Origin of the sequence: Tsukamurella sputi (genome assembly GCF_007858445.1) — a bacterium.
GTDB lineage: Bacteria > Actinomycetota > Actinomycetes > Mycobacteriales > Mycobacteriaceae > Tsukamurella > Tsukamurella sputi.
The window spans coordinates 364,237-386,539 of record NZ_VIGV01000003.1; the positions used below are offsets into that span (position 1 = coordinate 364,237).

At 70.3% G+C, this 22,303-nt stretch carries 22 protein-coding genes and 1 tRNA gene; 10 read left to right on the plus strand and 13 right to left on the minus strand.

Annotation, left to right across the window (positions count from 1 at the left end):
- The first annotated feature begins 49 nt into the window (after positions 1-49).
- Complete coding sequence (locus FK268_RS11255; protein WP_146433996.1) at positions 50-379, plus strand: TfoX/Sxy family protein; 330 nt, start codon at positions 50-52, stop codon at positions 377-379.
- A gap of 10 nt (positions 380-389) precedes the next feature.
- On the opposite strand, the gene FK268_RS11260 is transcribed toward FK268_RS11255, so the two are convergent.
- Both FK268_RS11260 and FK268_RS11265 read right to left on the minus strand, forming a co-directional pair.
- Positions 390-623, minus strand: a complete 234-nt coding sequence (locus tag FK268_RS11260; RefSeq protein WP_146433998.1) for a hypothetical protein — start codon at positions 621-623, stop codon at positions 390-392.
- A complete protein-coding gene (locus FK268_RS11265) occupies positions 620-2,935 on the minus strand; it encodes a DEAD/DEAH box helicase (RefSeq protein WP_193560271.1) in 2,316 nt (771 codons plus the stop codon). The genes FK268_RS11260 and FK268_RS11265 overlap by 4 nt, the downstream gene beginning before the upstream one ends.
- 368 nt (positions 2,936-3,303) lie before the next feature.
- On the opposite strand from FK268_RS11265, the gene FK268_RS11270 reads away from it, so the two are divergent.
- Together FK268_RS11270 and FK268_RS11275 are read left to right on the plus strand one after the other, a co-directional pair.
- Complete coding sequence (locus FK268_RS11270) at positions 3,304-3,507, plus strand: cold-shock protein (RefSeq protein WP_068523077.1); 204 nt, start codon at positions 3,304-3,306, stop codon at positions 3,505-3,507.
- Between the two features lie 134 nt (positions 3,508-3,641).
- Positions 3,642-4,220, plus strand: coding sequence for a hypothetical protein (locus FK268_RS11275; protein WP_146434000.1), 579 nt, complete (start codon positions 3,642-3,644; stop codon positions 4,218-4,220).
- 1 nt (position 4,221) lies between these two features.
- Here the strand turns inward: FK268_RS11275 and FK268_RS11280 are convergent, their stop codons facing one another.
- Positions 4,222-5,178 carry a hypothetical protein gene (locus FK268_RS11280; RefSeq protein ID WP_146434002.1) on the minus strand — a complete coding sequence of 319 codons (957 nt, stop codon included), beginning with the start codon at positions 5,176-5,178 and terminating at the stop codon, positions 4,222-4,224.
- Between the two features lie 50 nt (positions 5,179-5,228).
- Between FK268_RS11280 and FK268_RS11285 the strand changes: the two genes are divergently transcribed.
- Entirely contained in the window at positions 5,229-5,696 is a 468-nt protein-coding gene (locus FK268_RS11285) for a MarR family winged helix-turn-helix transcriptional regulator (RefSeq protein ID WP_146434003.1), read from the plus strand.
- Positions 5,697-5,850: 154 nt separating this feature from the next.
- Positions 5,851-8,790, plus strand: coding sequence for a type I DNA topoisomerase (topA, locus tag FK268_RS11290; protein WP_146434005.1), 2,940 nt, complete (start codon positions 5,851-5,853; stop codon positions 8,788-8,790).
- Here topA and FK268_RS11295 read toward each other — a convergent pair whose 3' ends face one another.
- Positions 8,791-10,320: an adenylate/guanylate cyclase domain-containing protein gene (locus tag FK268_RS11295; RefSeq protein ID WP_231707039.1), complete on the minus strand. Its 1,530-nt coding sequence runs from the start codon at positions 10,318-10,320 to the stop codon at positions 8,791-8,793.
- Between the two features lie 52 nt (positions 10,321-10,372).
- Here FK268_RS11295 and FK268_RS11300 point away from each other — a divergent pair, with 52 nt between their 5' ends.
- Entirely contained in the window at positions 10,373-11,593 is a 1,221-nt protein-coding gene (locus FK268_RS11300; RefSeq protein ID WP_146434007.1) for a DNA polymerase III subunit delta', read from the plus strand.
- Here FK268_RS11300 and FK268_RS11305 read toward each other — a convergent pair.
- From FK268_RS11305 to FK268_RS11315, 3 genes are all read right to left on the minus strand, one after another.
- Positions 11,590-13,212, minus strand: a complete 1,623-nt coding sequence (locus FK268_RS11305; protein WP_146434009.1) for a serine/threonine-protein kinase — start codon at positions 13,210-13,212, stop codon at positions 11,590-11,592. The two genes, FK268_RS11300 and FK268_RS11305, sit on opposite strands and share 4 nt — an antisense overlap.
- A gap of 84 nt (positions 13,213-13,296) precedes the next feature.
- The gene (locus tag FK268_RS11310) at positions 13,297-14,790 is read right to left on the minus strand and encodes a flavin-containing monooxygenase (RefSeq protein WP_146434011.1); all 1,494 of its coding nucleotides are present in this window, start codon (positions 14,788-14,790) and stop codon (positions 13,297-13,299) included.
- A gap of 130 nt (positions 14,791-14,920) precedes the next feature.
- Positions 14,921-16,165, minus strand: a complete 1,245-nt coding sequence (locus FK268_RS11315; protein ID WP_146434012.1) for a PucR family transcriptional regulator — start codon at positions 16,163-16,165, stop codon at positions 14,921-14,923.
- A gap of 52 nt (positions 16,166-16,217) precedes the next feature.
- On the opposite strand from FK268_RS11315, the gene FK268_RS11320 reads away from it, so the two are divergent.
- Both FK268_RS11320 and FK268_RS11325 read left to right on the plus strand, forming a co-directional pair.
- A complete protein-coding gene (locus FK268_RS11320; RefSeq protein ID WP_146434546.1) occupies positions 16,218-17,174 on the plus strand; it encodes an arsenic resistance protein in 957 nt (318 codons plus the stop codon).
- Between the two features lie 81 nt (positions 17,175-17,255).
- On the plus strand, positions 17,256-17,678 hold the full coding sequence (locus FK268_RS11325; RefSeq protein WP_146434014.1) for a hypothetical protein: 423 nt from the start codon (positions 17,256-17,258) through the stop codon (positions 17,676-17,678).
- A 193-nt stretch (positions 17,679-17,871) separates the two neighbouring features.
- Here FK268_RS11325 and FK268_RS11330 read toward each other — a convergent pair.
- The 5 genes from FK268_RS11330 to FK268_RS11350 form a co-directional block, all read right to left on the minus strand.
- A tRNA-Thr gene (locus tag FK268_RS11330) sits at positions 17,872-17,944 on the minus strand.
- 70 nt (positions 17,945-18,014) lie between these two features.
- Complete coding sequence (locus FK268_RS11335; RefSeq protein WP_205124473.1) at positions 18,015-18,515, minus strand: DinB family protein; 501 nt, start codon at positions 18,513-18,515, stop codon at positions 18,015-18,017.
- A 2-nt stretch (positions 18,516-18,517) separates the two neighbouring features.
- A complete protein-coding gene (locus FK268_RS11340) occupies positions 18,518-18,700 on the minus strand; it encodes a hypothetical protein (RefSeq protein ID WP_146434016.1) in 183 nt (60 codons plus the stop codon).
- 149 nt (positions 18,701-18,849) lie between these two features.
- A complete protein-coding gene (locus FK268_RS11345; RefSeq protein WP_146434018.1) occupies positions 18,850-19,098 on the minus strand; it encodes a type II toxin-antitoxin system antitoxin in 249 nt (82 codons plus the stop codon).
- The gene (locus tag FK268_RS11350; RefSeq protein ID WP_146434019.1) at positions 19,098-20,018 is read right to left on the minus strand and encodes an SPFH domain-containing protein; all 921 of its coding nucleotides are present in this window, start codon (positions 20,016-20,018) and stop codon (positions 19,098-19,100) included. Before FK268_RS11350 ends, FK268_RS11345 begins: the two co-directional genes overlap by 1 nt.
- Positions 20,019-20,293: 275 nt before the next feature.
- Between FK268_RS11350 and FK268_RS11355 the strand changes: the two genes are divergently transcribed.
- Together FK268_RS11355 and FK268_RS11360 are read left to right on the plus strand one after the other, a co-directional pair.
- Complete coding sequence (locus FK268_RS11355; protein WP_146434021.1) at positions 20,294-20,776, plus strand: SgcJ/EcaC family oxidoreductase; 483 nt, start codon at positions 20,294-20,296, stop codon at positions 20,774-20,776.
- 158 nt (positions 20,777-20,934) lie between these two features.
- Positions 20,935-21,612 (plus strand): hypothetical protein, encoded by a 678-nt coding sequence (locus tag FK268_RS11360; protein ID WP_146434023.1) that lies wholly within the window; start codon positions 20,935-20,937, stop codon positions 21,610-21,612.
- A 64-nt stretch (positions 21,613-21,676) separates the two neighbouring features.
- Here FK268_RS11360 and FK268_RS11365 read toward each other — a convergent pair whose 3' ends face one another.
- Positions 21,677-22,303: a hotdog domain-containing protein gene (locus tag FK268_RS11365; RefSeq protein ID WP_146434025.1), complete on the minus strand. Its 627-nt coding sequence runs from the start codon at positions 22,301-22,303 to the stop codon at positions 21,677-21,679.

Genomic DNA, 22,303 nt, shown 5'->3' on the forward strand with positions numbered 1-22,303 from the left:
GGAACAGCGAAGCGCTGCGCGTCGGCGCCGATCGGCGCAGACTGGGGCGATGGCGTACGACGAAGGGCTGGCGGCTCGGATCCGCGACGCGATCGACGGTGAGCCGGGCGTCGTGGAGAAGCGCATGTTCGGCGGGCTGGCCTTCCTCGTCGACGGGCACATGGCGATCGCCGCCAACAGTGGCGGCGAGGCCATGGTCCACCTGCACCCGGATGTCACGGACGAACTGATCGGCCCGCACGTGCGGGCCACCGTGATGCGCGGGCGGGAGATGCGCGGCTGGCTGGATCTGGACGCGGAGGCCACGGCTTCGGACGTCGAGCTCGCGCAGTGGGTGCGGCGCACCGTCGAGTACGCGCGGTCCCTGCCGCCGAAGTGACGCGCCCCGGTCACTCCTCGGGGCGGAAGGTGTCGCCGTAGTCGTCCTCGACGAGGGTCCGCAGGTAGTCGCGGTGCCGCCGCAGGAAGTCGTCAGCGGTCAGGTTCGGAATGGTCCAACCGCCGTCGTCGCGGGTGACGAGGCTCTCCAGGAGCCGGCCGAGGTTCCTCCGCTTCTCGGCGGGAAGGGAGAACGCGAACGTCACGTACGGGTCGATCGTGGGGAAGTCCGAGGGCTCGGTCATCCCCGGGCCACCGCCGCGAGCACGAGGTCGAGAACGAGAACGGCGCCCGCCTTGTCGAGCGGATCGTTCCCGTTGCCGCACTTGGGCGACTGGACGCACGACGGGCAGCCCGACGGACACTCGCACGCCGCGACCGCATCGCGCGTCGCCACCAGCCAGGTGGCGATCGACTCGTAGCCGCGCTCGGCGAAGCCCGCGCCTCCCGGGTAGCCGTCGTAGACGAAGATCGACGGTAGGCCGGTGTCGTCGTGCAACGCCGTCGACAGGCCGCCGATGTCCCAGCGGTCGCACGAGGCGACCAGGGGGAGCAGGCCGATCGCGGCGTGCTCGGCCGCGTGCAGCGCGCCCGGCCAGCGTTCCGGGACGAGCCCCGCTGATTCGAGCACCTCCGGCGTCATCGTCAGCAGCGCCGCGCGGGTCGCCAGGGTGGTCTCCGGCAGGTCCAGCTCCACGGCGTCCATCACCTCGCCGCTGCGCAGGGTGCGCAGGTAGCCGACCACGCGGCTGGTCACCTCGACGGAGACGAGGCGCGCCGTCACCTCGCCCAGGACCTCCGTCGAATGCACCGCCGTCACGTGCACGTCGAGGTCCTCGCGGGCGGAGGTGGTCCAGTCGGGCTCCTCCGCGTGCACGAGCGCGAGGCCGTCGTCGAGGTCCAGCTCGTCCACCACGTAGGACTCGCCCTGGTGCACGTGCACCGCGCCCTGGTGCACCGTGGACAGCGCGCGGGTGAAGTCGACGGTGCCCAGCAGGCGTCCGGACGTCTCCTCCACGATGAGGATCTCGCTGCCCGCCCCGCCCCGGATGTTCACGCCCGCATGGGGATCGATCCCGGCGGCCAGGAAGTAGCCCGCGGGGCGCTCGCGGAGCAGGCCGTCGGCCACCAGCCGGCCCACCACGTCGACGGCACCGAGATCGCCGACTTCGGCGCGGGTCAGGGGGATCTCGCCCGCCGCGCACAGGAGTTGCGGTCCCAGCACGTACGGATTCCACGGATCGGTGATCGTCGCCTCCACCGGGCGCCCGAGGAGAGACTCGGGGTGGTGGACCAGGTACGTGTCCAGCGGATCGTCGCGCGCGATGAGCAGGATCAGCGAGCCCTGTCCGCGTCGCCCGCTGCGTCCCGCCTGCTGCCAGAACGAGGCGACGGTGCCGGGGAAGCCGGCCATGAGCACGGCGTCGAGGCCGGCGATGTCCACCCCCAGCTCCAGCGCGTTCGTGGTGGCGACGCCCAGGAGGGCACCGTCGTTCAGCCCGCGCTCCAGCGCGCGCCGGTCGTCCGCGAGGTATCCCGCGCGGTAGGCCGCGATCCGCTCGGCCAGTTCGGGTGTGGCCTCGGCGAGCATCCGCCGCGCTGACAACGCGACGGTCTCCGCGGACCGTCGGGAACGGACGAAGGCGAGCGTGCGCGCCCCCTCGACCACGAGATCGGCGAGCATCCGCGACGCCTCCGTGGTGGCGGCACGGCGCACGGGAGCGCCGTTCTCGCCCTCCAGATCGGGCAGGAGCGGGGGTTCCCACAGGGCGACGGTGCGCGGCCCGTGCGGCGACGAATCCTCGGTCACGGCAACGCACTCCGCGCCGATGAGTCGCGAGGCGGCGCCGGCGGGATCCGACGTGGTCGCCGACGCGCAGATCACCGTCGGACTCGCGCCGTACTTCGCCGCCACACGCAGCAGTCGTCGCAGTACCAGCGCGGTGTGCGAGCCGAAGACGCCGCGGTAGTGGTGGCACTCGTCGACCACCACGTACCGCAGCCCGCGCAGGAAGCGCGCCCACTTCGCGTGCCGCGGAAGGAGTCCCACGTGCAGCATGTCCGGGTTGGTGAACACCCAGCGGCTGTCGGACCGCGCCCATCGGCGCATCTCCTGGGAGGTGTCACCGTCGTACATCGCGGGGGAGGCGTCGACGGGGCCGTACTCGGTGGTCAGCCGCACCGCCGCCCGGTGCTGGTCGGTGCCCAGGGCCTTCGTCGGCGACAGGTACAGCACGGTGGCCCGCGGATCGTCGTCGAGCGCCGCGAGCACCGGCAACTGGTACGCCAGGGACTTGCCCGAGGCCGTCCCCGTCGAGATCACCACGTGCCGTCCCGCGTGCGCGTGCTCGGCGGCCTCCGCCTGATGGCGCCACGGCTCCCGCACGCCTTCGCCGACGAGCCCGTCGCGCACGCGGGGCGGGACCCACGCCGGCCAGGGGGCGAATTCCGCTCGGCGTGACGGGATGTCCGCCACATGGGTGAGGCTCTCGGTGTCGGGGCCGGCGCCGGCCTGGATGCGCGCCAACAGCTCCCTGCCGAAGGTGTTGTGCTCCACCGTGATCGCCCCCGCATCGAACCGAAGTCCGCGCGTCCGAAACGGGCCGGGGACCACCGATCGTCCAGTCTAGCGGCGTGGCGGAGAGGCTGTCGCGCGGTAGGACGCAGGGTTAACGGAAGGCGAAATCACGCCGCCCGCTGTCGCTCGATCGGAAATCGTGATTGACTGTAGGAGGTCGCAGCTCCCGCCGGGGGTCCTAGAGGACCATCGGGGGATCGATGTTGCGGGCGTGGTACTGAAGGTTTTTGTGTGCGGTCTCCGCAAACGGCTCCAGAAAGTATGGCGGCCGGAACCGGCCAGGAGTCGCACCCCACTCAGGGGAACGGTTCCTACACCGGTAGTAAGACAAGTTAGGAAACATCTCAATGGCACAGGGAACTGTGAAGTGGTTCAACGCGGAGAAGGGCTTCGGCTTCATCGCACCGGCCGACGGCTCGGATGACGTGTTCGTCCACTACTCGGAGATCCAGGGCAACGGCTTCCGTACCCTCGAGGAGAACCAGCTCGTGGAGTTCGAGGTGGGCCAGGGCACCAAGGGTCCGCAGGCCACCGGCGTCCGCGCTCTCTAAGAAACCCCCGCACCACGCGATACGAGTTTCTCGCAGCACCCCTCCGCCCTCGGGCGGAGGGGTGCTGTGCATTTCACGGGCCGTTCGACGTGTCGACGGCACTCGGGCGCACCACGGCCCACTAAGCTCATATCGTGTCCCAACTGTCACTCTTCTCCGCGGAGCAGACCGCGCCGTCGCCCCGCGACCTGGCCGGCCTGCTCGCGACGACGGGGCAGATCGTGCAGTTGGGCGGCAGTGCCCGTGTCTCCGTGGTCGTCGCCGACCAGTGGCGCGCCGAGGCCATCGCCCTGATGATCGAAGAGGCCGGGCTGCGGGCGCAGTTCGACGTCTCCGAGGAGGGCAATCCTCTGGTCCGGACCCTCGCGGCGCCGGAACTGCAGCCGATGTCCGTCGCCTGGACCCGGGGCGCGGTGAAGACGGCACCGTCGACCTGGGTTCCCGGCCCGCGGGCCCTGCGCGCCTGGGCGCTGGCAGGGGGCGACGTGGACGGCGTGCACTACCTCCTCGCGCTCGATCCGCACGCGCCGGAGAGCGCCCCCGTCCTCGCCACCGCGCTGATGCGGGCCGGTGTGGCGCCCACGCTCGTCGGCACTCGCGGGACGAAGCCCGCGCTGCGGGTGTCCGGGCACCGTCGTCTCCTGCGCCTGCGGGAGAGCATCGGTGACCCGCCCGCGCACCCCGAGGCCGCAGCGCACTGGCCCCAGCCGTAGATCAGGCGGCCGCGCGGCGCCGGAGGGTCCGGCGCAGCCGCAGCACGATCGCGATCTCCGCGGCGAGGTACAGGGCCCCGCTGACCAGCGCGAGGGCGTGGTCCGCGGGCGTGTGTCCCCACATCCGGATCGGCGCCGACCAGCCGTAGGTGAGCAGTCCTGCGGTGATCACCGCCAGGCGGTGGAGGTCCGTCCACTGCGGCGACGGTGCCCACCGGGCGAGCGCGATCACCGCCACGACGATGCCGGCCGTCATCGTCACCAGCCCCGCCGCCGTCGGGAGGCGCACGCCGCCCAGCAGCGCCGCGCCGCAGGCGAGGAAGAGGGCGAGGACGATGCCGGGCGAGGGCGGCCGCGCACCGTCGGTCCTGCGGACCGGGAGGCGGAGGGCGAGGACGACGAGGGCTACGGCGATGAGGGCGGTCGCGGCGAGCCGTGGCCACGGGGCGACGAAGTGTCCCCACGTGCGGTAGGCCGTCGAGAAGGTGACGACCGCGCCGACCAGGAGGAGGGCCGTGCACACGAGGATTCCGCGGCGGCGCAGCAGGGGGCGACGGGGCTCGGTCATCCCGAGCTCGACGATCGCGATCGGCAGGCAGATGCTGAACGCGACGTGGATGGCGAGGACGAAGACGGTCCACGTCGCGCCGATGCCGAGCCCCGGCAGGAAGCCGTGGTCGAGCAGGTGCGCGTTCGCGTAGCCGGGGTTGAACAGCGACTGCCCGAGCAGGCCCTCGCCGATCAGCGCCCACGCGAGCGCGAGGATCGCGATCGTGGGCCAGCCCCGTCCTCGTCGGCGCGCGGCCTCCCGGATCAGGAGCGCGCCGGCGCCGTACCAGGGCGCGAGCACCACGATCAGCGGAAGCAGGACGACGGGGAAGTCGCCCAGGAAGAACTCGCCGATGAGCGGGGAGAGGACGTACAGGGCCAGTGCGGGACTCCTGAAAATCTTAGTCACTCATATAACTTAGCAACTAAGATGATGATCCGCTGAGATAACATCGAGCCATGTCGGAGCCGACGCAGGGCGAGCTGCTGGGACGCGAGTTCATCACCGCGGTCGTGATGTTCCACGAGGCCGTCGGGCGTTCGATGGGGCTGACCGCCGTGGAGCGCAAGACGCTGGACGTTCTCCGGCGCCTCGGTCCCGTGTCGGCGTCACAGCTGGTCGAGCACACCGGCCTGTCCTCCGGCGCGGTCACCGGCCTCGTCGATCGGCTCGTGCGGAGGGGCTTCGCTGTGCGCGAACCGGACCCGCAGGACCGTCGGCGGATCGTGGTCACCCTGGCTCCCAACCCGGCCCTGGACGAGCACATCGCCGGGGTCTTCGGCCCTCTCGGCGAGGACATGGCCGCGATGCTCGACGAGCGCTTCACGCCCGAACAACAGCAGGCGATCGCCGACTTCCAGCGCGCGACCACGGACGTCCTGCGGCGGCACACCGCGCGGGTGTCCGGGACGGGCGAGGCCGGCTGACTGCGCGAATTCCATGGGGCGTGCAGTGGACCCTGTATATAAGGTGGGGCGAAAGGTGCGGCAGAATGAGCACCGGAGTGGCCGCCTACGTCGCAAGTGACGGGAGGGGTCGAGGTGGTGACGCAGGTGCCACCGGAGCAGATCAGGAGGGTCGATGGCGGCACGTGGAAAGGCAGCGGCGGGAGACGGCCTGCAGCGTCTGGTGATCGTGGAGTCCCCGGCCAAGGGCAAGAAGATCGGAGACTTCCTCGGCCCGAACTACACCGTTCGCGCGTCGATGGGCCACATCCGCGACCTGCCGAGCCGTGACAACCCGCTCCCCGAGGCCGACCAGGGCAAGCCCTGGGCCCGCCTCGGCGTCGACGTGGACCACGACTTCGAGGCCCACTACGTCACCTCCGCCAGCAAGCGTTCCACCGTCTCCGAGCTGAAGTCCCTGCTCAAGCAGGCCGACGAGCTCTACCTCGCGACGGACGGTGACCGCGAGGGCGAGGCCATCGCGTGGCACCTGCAGGAGGTGCTCAAGCCCAAGGTCCCCGTCAAGCGGATGGTCTTCCACGAGATCACCCAGCAGGCGATCCTCGCCGCCGCGGAGGAGCCGCGCGAGCTCGACATGAACCTCGTCGACGCGCAGGAGACCCGCCGCATCCTGGACCGGCTCTACGGCTACGAGGTCAGCCCCGTGCTGTGGCGCAAGGTCAACCAGGGCCTGTCGGCCGGCCGCGTCCAGTCCGTCGCGACGCGCATCATCGTCGACCGGGAGCGCGAGCGCATCGCCTTCCGCACCGCCGGGTACTGGGACATCGCCGCGCAGCTCGACGCCGGCGCGGACGCGACGCCCCGCACCTTCGGCGCGCGTCTCGTGGCCGTCGACGGTGACCGTGTGGCCACCGGCCGCGACTTCGACGCGCAGGGGCAGCTCAAGAAGCCGGCCGGGATCACCGTGCTCGACGGTGCCCGGGCGAACGCCCTGGTGGCGGGCCTGCAGGGCGCAAGCCTGACGGTGACCTCCGTCGAGGAGAAGCCCTACACCCGCAAGCCCTACGCGCCGTTCATGACGTCGACGCTGCAGCAGGAGGCGAGCCGCAAGCTGCGGTTCAACACCGACCGCACCATGCAGATCGCGCAGCGGCTCTACGAGGGCGGCTACATCACCTACATGCGTACCGACTCGACCACGCTGTCGGAGACCGCCATCGCCGCGGCCCGCGACCAGGCGCGGCAGCTGTACGGCGCGGACTTCGTGCACCCGACCCCGCGGCAGTACACCCGCAAGGTCAAGAACGCGCAGGAGGCGCACGAGGCGATCCGCCCCGCGGGCGAGACCTTCCAGACGCCGGGCGCGCTCGCGTCGGTGCTGGGCAGCGACGAGTTCCGGCTCTACGAGCTGATCTGGCAGCGCACCGTCGCCTCGCAGATGGCCGACGTCAAGGGCACCACGCTGAGCCTGCGGATCGGCGGCTCGGCGTCGTCGGGCGAGAGCGTCGAGTTCGCCGCCTCCGGTCGCACCATCACCTTCCCGGGCTTCCTCTCGGCCTACGTCGAGACCGTCGACGACCAGGCGGGCGGCGAGGCCGACGACGCCGAGTCCCGGCTCCCGCAGCTGACCAAGGGCCAGGCGATCACCGCGGCCGAGCTCAGCGCCGCCGACCACGTGACCAGCCCGCCCGCCCGCTACACCGAGGCCTCGCTGGTCAAGACCCTCGAAGAGCTGGGCATCGGCCGACCGTCGACCTACGCGTCGATCATCAAGACCATCCAGGACCGCGGCTACGTCGTGAAGAAGGGCAACGCCCTCGTCCCGCAGTGGGTGGCCTTCGCCGTGATCGGCCTGCTCGAGGGCCACTTCGGCGGCCTCGTCGACTACAACTTCACCGCGTCGATGGAGGACGATCTCGACGAGATCGCCGGCGGCCGCGAGGGCCGGGTCGACTGGCTCACCCGGTTCTACTTCGGCGACGGCGGCCCCGACGGCGCGGCCGTCGCCGGCGCCGACGGGCCCGGGCCGGACAGCCCCGGCCTGAAGAACCTCGTCGCCGCGAACCTGGACGCGATCGACGCCCGCGCGGTCAACTCGATCCCCCTCTACACCGACCCCGACGGCAACGTCGTCTACGTGCGCGTCGGCCGCTACGGCCCGTACCTGGAGCGCACCGTCACCGGCGAGAAGGGCGAGCCCGAGGTCCAGCGCGCCAACATCCTGGCGTCGATGACCCCGGACGAGCTGACCGAGGAGGTCGCGGAGAAGCTCTTCGCGACCCCGCAGGACGGTCGCCCGCTGGGCATCGATCCGGCGACGGGTCACGAGATCGTCGCCAAGGAGGGCCGCTTCGGTCCGTACGTCACCGAGATCCTCCCGGAGCCCGAGAAGGACCCCGAGGCCGAGGACCTGGACGCCGAGGCGAAGCCGAAGACCCGCAAGAAGAAGGCCGACGCGCCCAAGCCGCGCACCGGCTCGCTGCTCAAGACCATGGACATCGAGACCGTGACCCTCGAGGACGCGCTGCGGCTGCTGTCGCTGCCGCGCGTGGTGGGCGTCGATCCGGAGTCCAAGGAGGAGATCACCGCCCAGAACGGCCGCTACGGTCCGTACCTGAAGAAGGGCACCGACTCCCGCTCGCTGGCCACCGAGGAGCAGATGTTCACGGTGACCCTCGAGGAGGCGCTCAAGCTGTACGCGGAGCCGAAGCGACGGGGCCGCGGTGCGGCCGCCGCGCCGCCGCTGCGCGAGCTGGGCAACGATCCGGTGTCCGGCACCCCGATGGTGATCAAGGACGGCCGCTTCGGCCCGTACGTCACCGACGGCGAGACCAACGCCTCGCTGCGCAAGGGCGACGAGGTCGCGACCATCACCGACGAGCGCGCCTCGGAGCTGCTCGCGGACCGTCGCGCACGGGGCCCGGTGAAGAAGAAGGCCACCAAGAAGGCGGCGGCCAAGAAGGCGCCCGCGAAGAAGGCACCGGCCAAGAAGGCCGCGGCGAAGAAGACGGCGGCGAAGAAGACCACCGCCAAGAAGACGGTCGCGAAGAAGACCACGGCGGCCAAGAAGGCGCCCGCGAAGGCCGTCGAGACGCCCGCGGACGAGACCGTCTGATCAGTCGTCGATCGGGCGTGCCAGCTGCGTGAGCCTGCCGCGCCCGCGGAGTTCGATCGCCTCGCCGAGCACCCACAGGGCCTGCTCGGCGGGCGTCGCGGACTCGACCGCGCGGCCCGCCGCCAGCAGGGACGAGGGCTCCGACTTCGCGATCTCGGTGATCCGGGCCGCCTCGTTCACCGGGTCGCCGATCACCGTGTACTCGAACCGGGCCTTCGCGCCGATGTGCCCCGCGACCACCTGACCGGCGGAGACGCCGATGCCGAAGCCGGTGCCACCGAGCACCTCGCTGAGCTGGATCCGCATCTCCCGGGCCGCCGCCAGCGCCGCGCCGGCCGCGTCCGGGTGGGGGAGAGGCGCGCCGAAAATCGCCAGTGCCGCATCGCCCTGGAACTTGTTGACGAAGCCGCCGTGCAGGTCCACGAGGTCGACGACCACCTTGAAGAAGTCGTTGAGCAGGTCCACGACCGCCGCCGGCTCCTCGGTGACGGCCAGCTTCGTCGAACCGACGAGATCGACGAACAGCACGCCCACCTCGTTGATCTCGCCACCGAGATGGGTGCCGTGCTCGAGGGCCTGTCGCGCGACGTCCTGCCCGACGTAGCGGCCGAACATGTCGCGCATCCGCTGCCGCTCGGCCAGGTCGTGCACCATGTCGTTGAAGCCGGCCTGTAGCAGCCCCAGCTCGCTGGAGTCGTAGATCTTGACCGAGGCGGTGAAGTCGCCGTCGCGGACCTTGCGCTGGGCCTGGAAGAGGTCGCGGATCGGATCGCCGATGGACTTCGCCGCGCGGACGGTGCCGAGGAGACCGGCGGCCAGCGCCACGACGGAGAGCAGCAGCACCGGATTGATCAGGGTGGGGGCGTCCGGGTCGATCACGCCGGACTCCTGCGAGACGATGACCATGATGATGCCCACGATCGGCGTGGCCGTCCCGAGCACCCAGCTGAGCAGGATCCGCGTGGTGACCGACAGTCCGGCCGAGCCCTGCGGCTCCTGTGCGAGCGCGGCGACGGTGATCGGCCGCAGCACCCGCTCCGTCTGCATGTAACTGAGCGCACACGTCGTCGTGGCGCCGAGCAGCACCGTCAACGCCACCACCACCCGGATGCCGCCGGGCGAGTTGAAGTTGATGACCACGAAGATGGCGCCGCCGATGAGCCAGAAGACCGCCTGCATGAGGGCCATCCGCAGCGGCAGTGCGAGCGCCATCCGGGAGATCTCGGGGTCGTGCGGAGCGCTTCGACGGTGCCAGCGCAGCACCGGCAGCACCAGCCGCAGGCCGATCAGCATGCCGAGCAGGCTCGCGGCCACCAGGTACGTGATGAAGACCAGCAGGTTGATGCCGCTGATCTCCTGCAGCTGCACGGACTGCTGCACCGGCAGCGCGAACCGCAGGAAACCGAAGACGAAGACCGCGCCCAGGATGTTCGACCGGAGGATGTCCAGCGCGAAGATCGGCCAGGGTGTCTTGGCGAGCCACCGCGCCAGTCGCAGTGCGCGACTGAGTCTGCTCTTCGGTGCTGCCACCGCTCCAACTTAGCGTGCGTGGACCGTCGGACGGGAGGGCTAGGGTGTGGGGGTGAGCTCAGTGTTCGATCGCCTGGTGGGGCAGGAAGCGGTGGTGGTGGGCCTGCGCGCCGCTGCCGCCGCCGCGCGGGAGGTCGTCGCGGGCGGGGGCACCGTCGCCGATCTGGCCGGCTCGTCCATGACCCACGCCTGGCTGTTCACCGGCCCACCCGGCTCGGGCCGTTCGGTCGCGGCGCGCGCGCTCGCCGCGGCGCTGCAGTGCGACGATCCGGCCGAGCCCGGCTGCGGGCGCTGCCGGGCCTGTACGACGGTGCTCGCCGGCACCCACGCCGACGTGCGGGCCATCGCGCCCGACGGGCTGTCCATCGCGGTCAAGCAGATGCGTGAGGTGGTGGCCGACGCGTCGCGGAGGCCGTCCGTCGGGAACTGGCAGATCGTGCTCATCGAGGACGCGGACCGGCTCACCGAGCAGGCGGGTAACGCGCTGCTGAAGATGGTCGAGGAGCCGCCGGCCCAGACCATCGTCCTGCTCTGCGCGCCCACCGTCGATCCGGAGGACATCTCCGTCACGCTGAAGTCCCGCTGCCGGCACGTGCCGCTCGTGACCCCGTCGGCTCCCGCGATCGCGGCGGTCCTCGAACGCGACGGCATCGACGCCGAACGGGCGGCCTGGGCGGCCGGAGTCTCGGGCGGGCACGTCGGGCGGGCCAAGCGGCTCGCCACCGACCCGGAGGCGCAGAAGCAGCGCAAGCAGGCACTGGGCCTGGCGCGGGCGGCAACCTCCGAGGGCGTCTACGGCGTCGTCGAGCAGCTGCTGCGCGATGCGGAGAACGCGGCCAAGGAGCTCAACGCCGACCTCAACGAGCGGGAGACCGAGGACCTCAAGACGGCGCTCGGCGCCGGCGGCGTGGGCCGCGGCACCGCGGGCGTGATGCGCGGCTCGGCCGGGCAACTCAAGGACCTGGAGAAGCGGCAGAAGGCCCGCGGCACCCGTGCGGTGCGCGACGCCCTCGACCGCGCTCTCATCGACCTCGCGGCGCTTTTCCGCGACGCGCTGGTGCAGGGCACGGGCGCGCAGGTGGTGCTGATGCATCCCGACGAGGCCGAGCAGACCCGTAGGCTCGCCGGCTACGCCCGGCCCGAGGGTCTGCTGCGCTGCGTCGAGTCCGTACTGGAGTGCCGTGAGGCGATCGACCTCAACGTCAAGCCCGTCGTCGCGCTCGATGCGATGGCCGCGGGCGTCTCGTCGGCGCTCCGCGATCACCGCCGCTAGTTGCCGCGGATCCGCACCTGTTCGAGGGTGGTGGACCACTTGCCGCCGTCGACCTTCACGAGCCCGGTGATCCACACCAGCACGTACTTGCTCGACGGTGCGCCGCTCGCCGTGAAGTCCGTGTCGCCGCTGCTGAGCGTGCCGCCCCAGACCTTCGTCGTCGCGTCGAGGGAACTCGGCGAGGCCGAGTCGGCGATGCGGATCTCGACGGTCGAGCCCGAACTCGGCGACGTGATCGTGCCGCCGGTGACCTTCACCGCCTTGTCCAGCGTGATGAGCAGGCCGGTGCCCCGCTTGAGGCCGCCGAAACCCGGGCCGGAGAAGTACTCGTCCGTACGCCACGACGGCTTGCCGCCGGTGAGCACGTTGTCGGCCCACCGCGAGGCCTCCGGCTGGCCCTGGAAGTACACCTGTCTGACCGAGGAAGCGGTCACCGTCGAACCGCCGCCGGACGAGCCGCCGCCCGTCGACGGCTTGACCAGGTAGAAGACCCCCGCGGCCAGCGCGACGATCACGACGGCCGCGAGCGCCGCCACCGCGCGTCCCCACCTCCGCGGCTTCTCGGGGGCCGGAGCGACCGGCGCCTCCTGTCGCGCCGACGCGGGGAGCTGCTCCGCGCGGGTGGGCGCGGGCTGCGCCGCGGTGTGCGGGCCGGGGTACTCGCCCGTCGGGACGTACTGCCCCGTCGGCGGACCCGGGTAGGGGGCGGTGCCGGGGCCGGCGTGCGCGCCCGTGTGCTCGCCGGTGTACGCGGGAACGGGCTGCGGTGCGGTGCCGGCCGGCACGCTCGACGGTGACTCCCCGCGCAGCCCCGCGACGAACTCGGCGCAGCTCGCGTACCGGTCCTCGGGGCGCTTGGCGAGGGCCCTGCGGAAGACGGCGTCGAGGTGGCCGGGCAGCGCCGGATTGCGGGAGGTGATCTTCGGGGCGGGCTGGTTCAGGTGCGCCGAGATGACCGCGGCGGGGGAGTCGCCGGGGAACGGCGGCGCGCCCGTGAGCAGCTCGAAGACGGTGCAGCCCAGTGAGTACAGGTCGGCGCGGTTGTCGAGGTTCTTGTTGTCGAAGGCCTCGGGCGACATGTACGCCATGGTCCCGACGGTGATCCCCGTCGACGTGACGCCGACGGCCTCCCCGGCGGCCTTGGCGATGCCGAAGTCGGCGAGCTTGACCTGCGGCTCACCGTCGGAGTCGAAGGCGACGAGGATGTTCGCGGGCTTGACGTCGCGGTGCGTGATCCGCGCCTGCCGGTAGGCGTAGTCGAGGGCGGCCCCGGCACCGTCGGCGATCTCGATCGCGAGCGGCAGGGGCATCGGCCCGCGCTGGGACAGCATCTGCGCGGTGTCCGGGCCGGCGACGTACTCCATCGTGATCCACAGCCGTCCGTCGACCTCGCCGCGGTCGTACAGGTGGATGATGTTGCGGTGGTTGAGCTGCGCGAGCACGTAGGCCTCGCGGTCGAATCGCGCCTTGTACTGCGGGTTGCTGCTGACGGACGTGTGCAGCAACTTGAGCGCATCCTGTCGGGGCAGGCGCGGGTGCTGGACGAGATACACCTCGCCCATTCCGCCGCCGCCGAGCTTGCGGACCACCCTGTAGCCCGCGATCTGCTGCTCGTTCATCCGCTCCCTCGAAAACGCGACCGCCCGTCGACCGCACCGAGTCAACGGTAGCGGTAGACGGGCGGAAGCGGCGATCGCCGCAGGTCAGACGGTGACCTTGGCCTGCTTGCTGGAGCTCAGGCGCAGCCCGGACTCCTCGCCGAAGGAGAGCTCGCTGTTCAGGCGCTTGGCGTCCTCGAAGTAGCTCATCGACATGCGCCAGTCGTCGGCCTCGCCCTGGCGGGGGAGCTCGGCGAGGGCGCGCTGGACGTACCCGGCCTCGAAGTCGAGCGCGGGGCGGGTGACCATGTCCGGGTCGGCGACGGCGACCGCCGTGTCCAGCCCCTGCGCGTCCATCGTCCGGATCAGCTTGGTGATGTACTTCCACAGCATCCCGACCTTGAGCGTCCACGACGAGTTCGTGTAGCCGATGGCCAGCGCGGCGTTCGGGACGCCCGAGAGCATCGCGCCGCGGTGGATGACGGCGCTCGGCACGTCGACCTCGCGGCCGTCGACCGACAGGCTGACGCCGCCGAGCAGCTTCAGCTTGAGGCCGGTGGCGGTCACGATGATGTCGGCGTCGAGGTGCTCGCCGCTGGCCAGTTCGATGCCGGTCTCGTCGAAGGTCGCGATCTTGTCGGTCGCGACGGCCGCGTCGCCGCTGCGGATCGCCTTGAACAGGTCACCGTCGGGCACGGCGCACAGGCGCTGATCCCACGGGTTGTACGGCGGGTTGAAGTGCACGTCCACCGGGTAGCCCTCGGGAAGGCGCTTGGCGTTCTCGCTGCGGATGATCTTGCGGGCGAGATCGGGGAAGCGCTGCGCGAAGACGTAGACGCCGCGCTGCTGCCAGATGAAGCGCTTGCGCGAGAGGTCGTGGCCGATCTTGTGGCCGAAGGCGCGGTGGAAGAGGTTCGTCAGCGGGTCCTGCTTCGGGACCGGCATGATGTACGTCGGCGTGCGCTGCAGCATCGTCACGTGCGCGGCACGCTTGTCACCCAGGAGCAGCGACGGGACCAGGGTCACCGCGGTCGCACCGGATCCGATCACCACCACCTTCTTGCCGGTGTAGTCCAGGTCCTCAGGCCAGAACTGCGGGTGGACGATCTGCCCCTGGAAGCGGTCGCGGCCGGCGAACTCGGGGGTGAAGCCCTCGTCGTAGTCGTAGTAGCCGGTGCCGGCGAGGATCCAGCCGGCGGTGAGCACGCGGCGCTCGCCGGCGTGGTCGATCTGCAGCGTCCAGCGGCCGTCCTCGCTGGACCAGTCGGCGGAGACCACCTTGTGGTCGTAGCGGACCTTGTCGAGGAGGTCGTTCTCCTGCATGGTCTCGTGCAGGTAGTCGAGGATCTTGTGCGCGTCGGCGATCGAGTCTTTGGACTCCCACGGCTTGAACTCGTAGCCGAAGGTGTGCAGGTCCGAGTCGGAGCGGATGCCGGGGTACTTGAAGAGGTCCCAGGTGCCGCCGAAGGTCGAGCGACCCTCGAGAATCGCGAAGGACTTCCCGGGCAGCTCGGTGGTGATGTAGTGGCCGGCGCCGATGCCGGAGATGCCGGCGCCGATCACGATGATGTCGAGGTGCTCGGGCGTGGTGCTCGTCATGCTTGTTTCTCCTGGTCTCCGACGTGTCAGCCGGACTCAGTGATAGAACCGATGACTTACTCTCTCGCTCAGCGGCGCTGCGCGGCCAGCGCAGAGTGCACCCGGTTGCCCCACCGTTTGGTGCAGATCGTCACGACGGGCCGTCGGGGCCCAGCCAGCGCAGCACGTCGAGGGCCACGGCCACGCCCGTCGGGTTCTCGGCGAGCGGCCGGGGGAGCAGCTCGTCGGCCCTGGTCAGACGCCGGATCACGGTGTTGCGGTGCGTGTAGAGGCGCTCCGCGGTGCGGGAGGTGTTGAACTGCTCGTCGACGTACGCCGCGACGGTCTCCCGCGTCTCCCGATCGGCGGTCAGCAGGCCGCCGAGGGTGTCGCGGACGAACTCGTCGGCCTTCCCGGTATCGCTCGTGACCAGCGAGATCAGCGCGATGTCGTCGTAGCCGGCCACGCGTCGCCGGGTACGCAGGCGGGTCATGACGCGTTGTGTGGTCCCGGCGTCGAGGTGGCTGCGACGGAATCCGTCGAGGTCCTCGCCCGGCCGTCCGATCGCGACGCGCACCTCGGGGTGGTCGGCCAGTTCGCGGGCCAGGTCCACGGAATCGAGGACGACGGTGCCCGGCAGCCACAGCCACAGCGCCGACGCACTCGCGACCACGGTCAGCGGGCGCGGGGTTCCGGCGCGCCGGGCGAGCGCATGGGCGGCGGCGTCCAGGTCGCCGACGGCGCCGGTGGTCCAGACGACGGCCGCGGTGTGCGGTCCGGTGAGCCGGTAACCGAGCTGTTGTTCGGCGCGCGACCGGGTGATGGGGGCGCCCTCGAGGATCAGCGAGACCGTGGCCAGACGGTCCGCGTTCGTCCCCGTGGTCAGCTGCTCGCGTTCGCCGGCCATGCGGATCGTGATGGCGTCGATGGTGTCGTCGACGTACGTCGACATGGACGCCCAGGTGATCGCCAGGAGTTCGCGCAGTTCGGCTGGGTCGTCGGTGAGCTCGAAGCAGACGTTCATCCATAACGTCCAGGCGGTGTTGAGGCCCTTGCGGTAGGTGTCGATGCCATGCAGGTCGAGGCCCCGTCGAACGAGGTCGCGCGCGACGGCGAGCGCGTCGGCGGAGTCGATGTTCGGCGGCACCCGGCGGCCCGGGTGGGCCAGGTTGTGCGCGGCCCAGTGCAGCATGACGGCGGTGTCCGAGTTGCGCACCAGCTCGGCGAGGGTGGGATCGGCGGCGATCGGGGAGAGGATGATGCCGGTCAGCGTGGCGTCCTGCAGCGCGATCACCCACTCCTCGGGCGCGTTGCTCGCGAACTCCGCGGCACGTCGGATCAGCTCCTTCACCCGGTCCGAGGGCTCGGGCCAGCTCTGCTCCGTCGGCGCACCCATGAGGGGAACCCTACTGACCCGGTGGCCGAACTAGGGTGTGCGCGTGACGCGAATGCGGGCGGTGGTCGACGGGGCGGACGCCCATCAGGTCCCGCTGTACCTCGCCGGGCTGGTTCTGGGGGCGGTGCTCGGGCTCGCAGTCCCGACGGTGGCGGGCCCCGCCGAGTCCCTCATCAACCCCGTGCTCGCGCTGCTGCTCTACGCGACCTTCCTCGGGATCCCGTTCGCACGCATGGGGGAGGCCCTGCGGGACGTGCGCTTCCTCGGCACCGTGCTGGCGGTGAACTTCGTCGCCGTGCCGATCGTCGCCCTCGCAGTGTCGCGGGTCGTGGCGCACGACCGCGTGCTGCTCGTCGGGGTGTTGTTCGTGCTGCTCACGCCGTGCGTGGACTACGTGATCGTGTTCAGCGGACTCGCCGGCGGCGCGAAGGACCGGCTGCTTGCCGCCGCGCCGCTGCTGATGCTGGTGCAGATGGTGCTGCTGCCGCTGTACCTCTGGCTCTTCGTGGGCGCGGAGGTGGTGCGCACCGTGGACTACGGGCCGTTCGCCGAGGCGTTCCTGTGGGTGATCGCGGTGCCGCTGCTACTTGCGGGGGCGACGCAGCGGGCCGCTGCCCGGACTCGGTGGGGCGCGACGGTGGCATCGGTGATGACGGACGCGATGGTGCCGATCATGGTGCTGACGCTCGCGGTGGTCGTCGCGTCGCAGATCGCGGGCGTGCGCGATCAGCTCTCGTCACTGGCGCTCACCGTCCCGGTGTACGTACTGTTCGTGCTGGTGATGACGCCGGTGGGAGCGGCTGCCGGGCGTTTCGCCGGCCTCGACGTGCCGAGCCGGCGCAGCATCGTCTTCAGTGGTGTCACCCGGAACTCCCTGGTGATCCTTCCGCTGGTCCTGGCGCTGCCCGCCGCGTACGGCCTGGCGCCGCTGGTGGTCGTGACGCAGACCCTCGTCGAGTTGGTGGTGATGGTCGTCTTCGTCCGGCTCATCCCGAGGCTGATCGCCTAACCCGGATGCGCCGATCGCTATCTTGGCTTGATGGATGCGGATTTCGGGCGGTCGTCCCGTCGGGGAGTAACCCCTCTCGGCGTGTTCGGGACCATCCTCGCCCTGCTCGTCGCGATCGAGGTGCTCGCCTGGCTCTGGGCGCATACCCTCGGCGCCGACCTCCTGTGGTCGGTGACCACCCTGCTCCTCGGCGTCGTGCTCATCGTGGTGTGGCTCGTCTACCTCGTGACCTGGGCGGCGCGTCGCAGGCGATTCGCGTGGCACCTGCTGATCATCCCGACTATCGGCCTGCTCGGGCTCGCGGTGGCGTTCACGGGTCTGCCCCAGAAAGCGCGGTGGTCCTACGACGAACCCCGGCTCACGGCGGCCGCACGGGCGGCGCTCGCGGATCCGCGTGGGGTGTTCCGCGATCAGGGGGATCGACGGATCGGGACCCAGGCCGTGGCAGCGATCGCCAAGGCCGGTGGAGTCGTGACCTTCTCGGTTCCCGGCGGGGATTCTTGACCGTGACGGTGCTCCAGTACAGGCCGGACGGGAGCTCTCCGGACGACTGCGGCCGGATACGATGCACGAGCCTGTCCGACGACTGGTGGCTCGTCCGCGTCGACTAGCAGCCCGGGCCCTGGTCCTCGGCGCTGGATCTTGTCGGGAGACGAGTCAGGCCGGGTCTACGACCCGGCCTGAACTGCAAACTTTGAGCTGCCTGCGAGAATCGAACTCGCGACCTTTTCATTACGAGTGAAGCGCTCTACCGACTGAGCTAAGGCAGCGTGGCCACCCGCGAACGCGTGACCGAGGACCAAGTGTACTGACCACCGTCGCGACCACCAAATGCCCCGCTCAACTGGGCCGTCGCGCCATGACCTGCTCGCGCAGGATATCCGCGTGCCCGAGGTGTTGCGCCAGCTCGCGCAGTACGTGGAGGTAGACCCACCGCACCGGCAGCGGCCCACGCCGGTTCCCGGTCACCACGTCATCCAGGGTCACGGTCGCTGTCGCCCGACGGGACGCGGCATGCGCGTCCGTGTGGTCGACCAGTACGGACGCGACGGTGTCTTCGGGATCCAGGTCGAAGGAGTCGTCCGGCGTCGCGGGGATACCGATCTCGGCGCGCGAGCGACAGGTGAACGCCTCATCGAACCAGACCCGCTCGACGAATGCGGCGTGCTTGATCAGTCCCAATAGGGTCGTCTTCGACGGAACGAACGACGCTCGCGCCTCCTCCTCGGTGAGGCCGTCGAGAGTGGCGGCGAGCCGCGCGCGGTGCTCGTCGAGGAAGGCGTCGAACTGTTCCCGCAGCGGCGCGTCGAATACGGCCGGCTCGATCGTGGGCATCGTCATGATCACCGCCGCCGCGGGAGGATCCGAATCAGGAAGAACATGATCACGGCGACGGCCAGGAGGAGCGGCACACCGACGACGATCCCGAAGAACACCGCCATCTCTGTGTTCACGTCCTGTGCGCACTCGGATGTCCGTCCGCATTCGCTCAGTCCGGACTCGGCGAGTATCGGAACCGTCTGCATGCTCAGATCCTACGAGAACTCCGTCGCCGCACCCCCTGCACGCGGCGCCTCACTGTATCTGTGGAATCGCCGATGACCTGCGGATACGCGAGGTATGCGTGGCACGCATCGCTCTGCAGATCACCACGCACATCGTGCGACATCCGCCGCTACGACGAATCTGTGCTCCCCGGCGGCCGCCCCGGACCGCGCATGGGGCGCGCTTTCGCGGGCATCCGGCCGGCATCGTCGAGTGCGCGTCGCAGCAGGACCTCGATCTGCGCATTCACACTGCGTAGATCGTCGGCGGCCCACTTGGCGAGCGCGCGGTACACCTCGGGGTCGATGCGGAGCGGGACCGCCTTGCGGCCCCGCTCCGGCCGGTCGCCCGAGGGCTCCGGAGTATCGACGGTGCTCACTAGCTGTACAGGCTCCCCGTGTTCACCACCGGCGTCGCCCGCGAGTCGGAACACAGCACCACCAGGAGGTTCGAGACCATCGCGGCGCGCCGCTCGTCGTCCAGTTCGACGATGCCGTTGGCCTCGAGTCGAGTGAGCGCGTTCTCCACCAGCCCGACGGCCCCGTCGACGATCTTCGAGCGCGCGGCGAGCAGCGCGGACGCCTGCTGGCGCTGCAGCATCGCCTGTGCGATCTCGGGGGCGTAGGCGAGCGCGGAGATGCGGGCCTCGAGGATCTCGAGCCCGGCCAGTTCGACGCGGGCGGCGACCTGCTCGGCGAGCTCGGCCGCCACCTGGTCGGTCGAACCGCGCAGCGAGGTCGCGCCGGCCACGGCGTCGTCGGCGTCGTAGGGGTGGCTGGTGGTCACGTGCCGCAGCGCCGATTCTGCCTGGGAGACGATGAACTCCTCGTAGTCCTCCACGGCGAAGGTGGCGCGCGCGGTGTCGGCCACCTGCCAGACGATGATCGACGCGATGTTCACCGGATTGCCGGTCGAGTCGTTGACCTTGAGTTCGGCGGTCTCGAAGTTGTGCACGCGCACCGAGACCCGCTGGCGAGTGGTGAGCGGCAGTACGAGACCGAGGCCCTGGCTGCGTACGGTGCCGACGTACTTGCCGAAGAGCTGCACCACGAGGGTGTGGCCCGGCGCGACCACCACGACCATGCTGATCAGGAGCAGCGCGGCGATGGCGAGGAGCACGCTGATCGCGATCAGTGCCGGCGTCTGCGTCGAGATCGACAGCACGACGATCCCCACGGCCCCGCCGACGAGTGCGAGGAAACCGAAGAACGCTCCCACGGCGGCGCCCGCCCCCGCGTGCCATGCCGCTCGTTCCGTGATGGCCACCTGGGTGTCCTCGGGTTGAACGATGCCTGTCATCACCCCTCCTTATTCTGATATCACTTATCTAAGTGATATCAGTTTTCTGCTTGCGACGTCAAGGACGCGTCAGGGTCCCGTCAACATCCCTTCTCGGCGGGCGCGGCCGGCAATAGCGTTCGACGGCATGACCTTCCTGCTGATCGTGACCGGCGTTCTGTTGCTGATGCGCCTGGTCAACGAGCTGTACTACCGGCGCTCCGACGGTCGGGCGATCGAATCGCGCTGAACCGAAGGCTTGACGTCAACCGGGGTTCATAAGCGAGCCTGGAGGCATGGCTGACGACCTCGCGCGGGACCTCTCCCGCGACCTTCCGGACATCCTCGGCGACGGTGCCGCTGCCGACGCCACGGCGATCGTGGACTTCGTCGCCGAGGTGCTCGAGGCGCAGCGCGTGGGCAGCGTTCCGCGTGTGCGCTCGCTGTTCCGCGACGATGCGGTGTGGACCACGGCGCACGGACGCCGCCTGCACGGCCGCGCCGCGATCGACGCCTTCCTCGCGCGCACGGTGCGCGGCGCGATGGCGCGTGGCGCCGCCGAGTACGCCGTCGAGCGCATCCTCTTCGTCCGGCCCGACGTCGCCGCGGTCAGTGTTCGCGTCCGGCCGCTCGGTCCCGACGGTGCACCGCTCCCGGCGGTCCCGGAGTCCGCGCCGCTCTACGTGTTGTCCAAGGACGACGGCGCCTGGCGCATCGCCGCGGCGCAGTCGACGGCCGTCTTCGACGATCCTGCCGCGCAGCAAAGGCGAGCCGGGTAGCCTTCGCTCGACGTTCGGTGCGCTGACGTCCGGTTCGGCAATCGCGCGAACCGCCTCCCACGAAAGTGGAACGTGTTACAGTTCTGCCCACGAGACCGTGAGCGTCGAGCTGTCCTGCCTGGGCTTTTCCGACGGCGCTGCGGGAGAGGGGTAGCACCATGGCGGTAACCGAATCCGATGTCGACGCCACGGCCGACGAGGCCGTCGACGAGCCGGAGACCACGCAGAAGATCAGCACGGCGAAGCCGAAGACCTCGAAGGCCGCCGCACCCTCCGAGGAGAAGCCGGCGCCGCGCGGGATCGTCGTCACGCCGCTGATGCTGGGCCTTTCGGCGGTCGTCGTCGTCCTCGCCGTCGCCGCGACGGCCTTCGGCTTCCTGTGGCAGTCCGCAGCTTCGGACCGTGACGATGCGCGTGACCAGCTCGCCGCCGTCACGCAGACGCAGGAGACGAACGCGCGCGCCCAGGACATCGCGAAGAAGTACGCGATCGGCGTGGCCACCATCGACTACCAGAACCTGGGCGCGTGGCGAACATCGCTCACCGCGGGCACCACTGATGAGTTGACCAAGCAGCTGCGGGAGGTGGCCACCCAGTTCGAGCAGATCGTCGTGCCACTGCAGTGGCAGTCGACGGCGACCCCGCTCGGCACGATCGTCACGTCCAACAAGGATGGACTGATCGCCGTCAACGTCTTCCTGAACATGGTCACGAAGAGCACACAGCGTCCCGAGGGCATCCCGTCGACGGCGACCTACACGCTCACGATCGACACCAAGCAGGACTGGAAGATCAGCGATGTCAGCGGCGTGGACGCCGCGCTGGCCGGCAAGTAACGACCCCCACGAAGAACGGCGGCGGCCTCCGGGCCGCCGCCGTTCCGTCGTCCGGTCCCTGCGGTCAGGGCTGGCCGGGGAGCAACTGCACCATCAGGCCCTCGCCGTCGGCGAGCAGCGTGCCGTCCTCCTCGGTGAGACGGGCGGTGATGAAGGTCTTGCGACCCTCGACGCGGTCGACCTTGCCCTCGATGATCAGGGGCACGTCGAGCGGGGTCACCTTGCGGTAGTTGACGTGCAGGTACGCGGTCCGGCTGATCGGCCGCTTCGCGGCGTAGACCACATTGCCGAAGTTGTCGTCGAAGATCAGCGGCAGCACGCCGCCGTGCGCCACCCCGCCGCCGCCGAGGTGGTAGCGCCGCAGCACGCCCCGCGCGACCACGGACTCCTCGTCGAACTTCTCCACGTGGAAGGGCGGCATCAGCAGGCTGCCGCGGCCGGGCAGGTCCATGCTGCGGTTCGCGGGTCCCTTGCCCTCGCGTGCCGCGTACGGAGCCAGCAACTCCACGAGTTCAGCGGCGCGGTCGCGCGCCTGCTGGTACACCTCATCGGTGGCGTCGACGCACACCGCGAGGTCCTGCAGCCTGCGCATGTTCTCGACGAACTCGCCGAACGAGGGCGGCGGTGCGGCCGGCCGAAAACGCGGGATCTCACTCCGCAGGTCCACCTTGTCCGAATCCGGCTCGCTCAT

Coding starts and splice junctions, on each gene's coding strand:
- FK268_RS11255 (WP_146433996.1), top strand. CDS start 50: ATGGCGTACGACGAAGGGCTGGCGGCTCGGATCCGCGACGCGATCGAC.
- FK268_RS11260 (WP_146433998.1), bottom strand. CDS start 623: ATGACCGAGCCCTCGGACTTCCCCACGATCGACCCGTACGTGACGTTC.
- FK268_RS11270 (WP_068523077.1), top strand. CDS start 3,304: ATGGCACAGGGAACTGTGAAGTGGTTCAACGCGGAGAAGGGCTTCGGC.
- FK268_RS11285 (WP_146434003.1), top strand. CDS start 5,229: ATGTCGGAGCCGACGCAGGGCGAGCTGCTGGGACGCGAGTTCATCACC.
- topA (WP_146434005.1), top strand. CDS start 5,851: ATGGCGGCACGTGGAAAGGCAGCGGCGGGAGACGGCCTGCAGCGTCTG.
- FK268_RS11305 (WP_146434009.1), bottom strand. CDS start 13,212: ATGAACGAGCAGCAGATCGCGGGCTACAGGGTGGTCCGCAAGCTCGGC.
- FK268_RS11310 (WP_146434011.1), bottom strand. CDS start 14,790: ATGACGAGCACCACGCCCGAGCACCTCGACATCATCGTGATCGGCGCC.
- FK268_RS11315 (WP_146434012.1), bottom strand. CDS start 16,165: ATGGGTGCGCCGACGGAGCAGAGCTGGCCCGAGCCCTCGGACCGGGTG.
- FK268_RS11320 (WP_146434546.1), top strand. CDS start 16,218: ATGCGGGCGGTGGTCGACGGGGCGGACGCCCATCAGGTCCCGCTGTAC.
- FK268_RS11335 (WP_205124473.1), bottom strand. CDS start 18,515: ATGACGATGCCCACGATCGAGCCGGCCGTATTCGACGCGCCGCTGCGG.
- FK268_RS11340 (WP_146434016.1), bottom strand. CDS start 18,700: ATGCAGACGGTTCCGATACTCGCCGAGTCCGGACTGAGCGAATGCGGA.
- FK268_RS11350 (WP_146434019.1), bottom strand. CDS start 20,018: ATGACAGGCATCGTTCAACCCGAGGACACCCAGGTGGCCATCACGGAA.
- FK268_RS11355 (WP_146434021.1), top strand. CDS start 20,294: ATGGCTGACGACCTCGCGCGGGACCTCTCCCGCGACCTTCCGGACATC.
- FK268_RS11360 (WP_146434023.1), top strand. CDS start 20,935: ATGGCGGTAACCGAATCCGATGTCGACGCCACGGCCGACGAGGCCGTC.
- FK268_RS11365 (WP_146434025.1), bottom strand. CDS start 22,303: ATGAGCGAGCCGGATTCGGACAAGGTGGACCTGCGGAGTGAGATCCCG.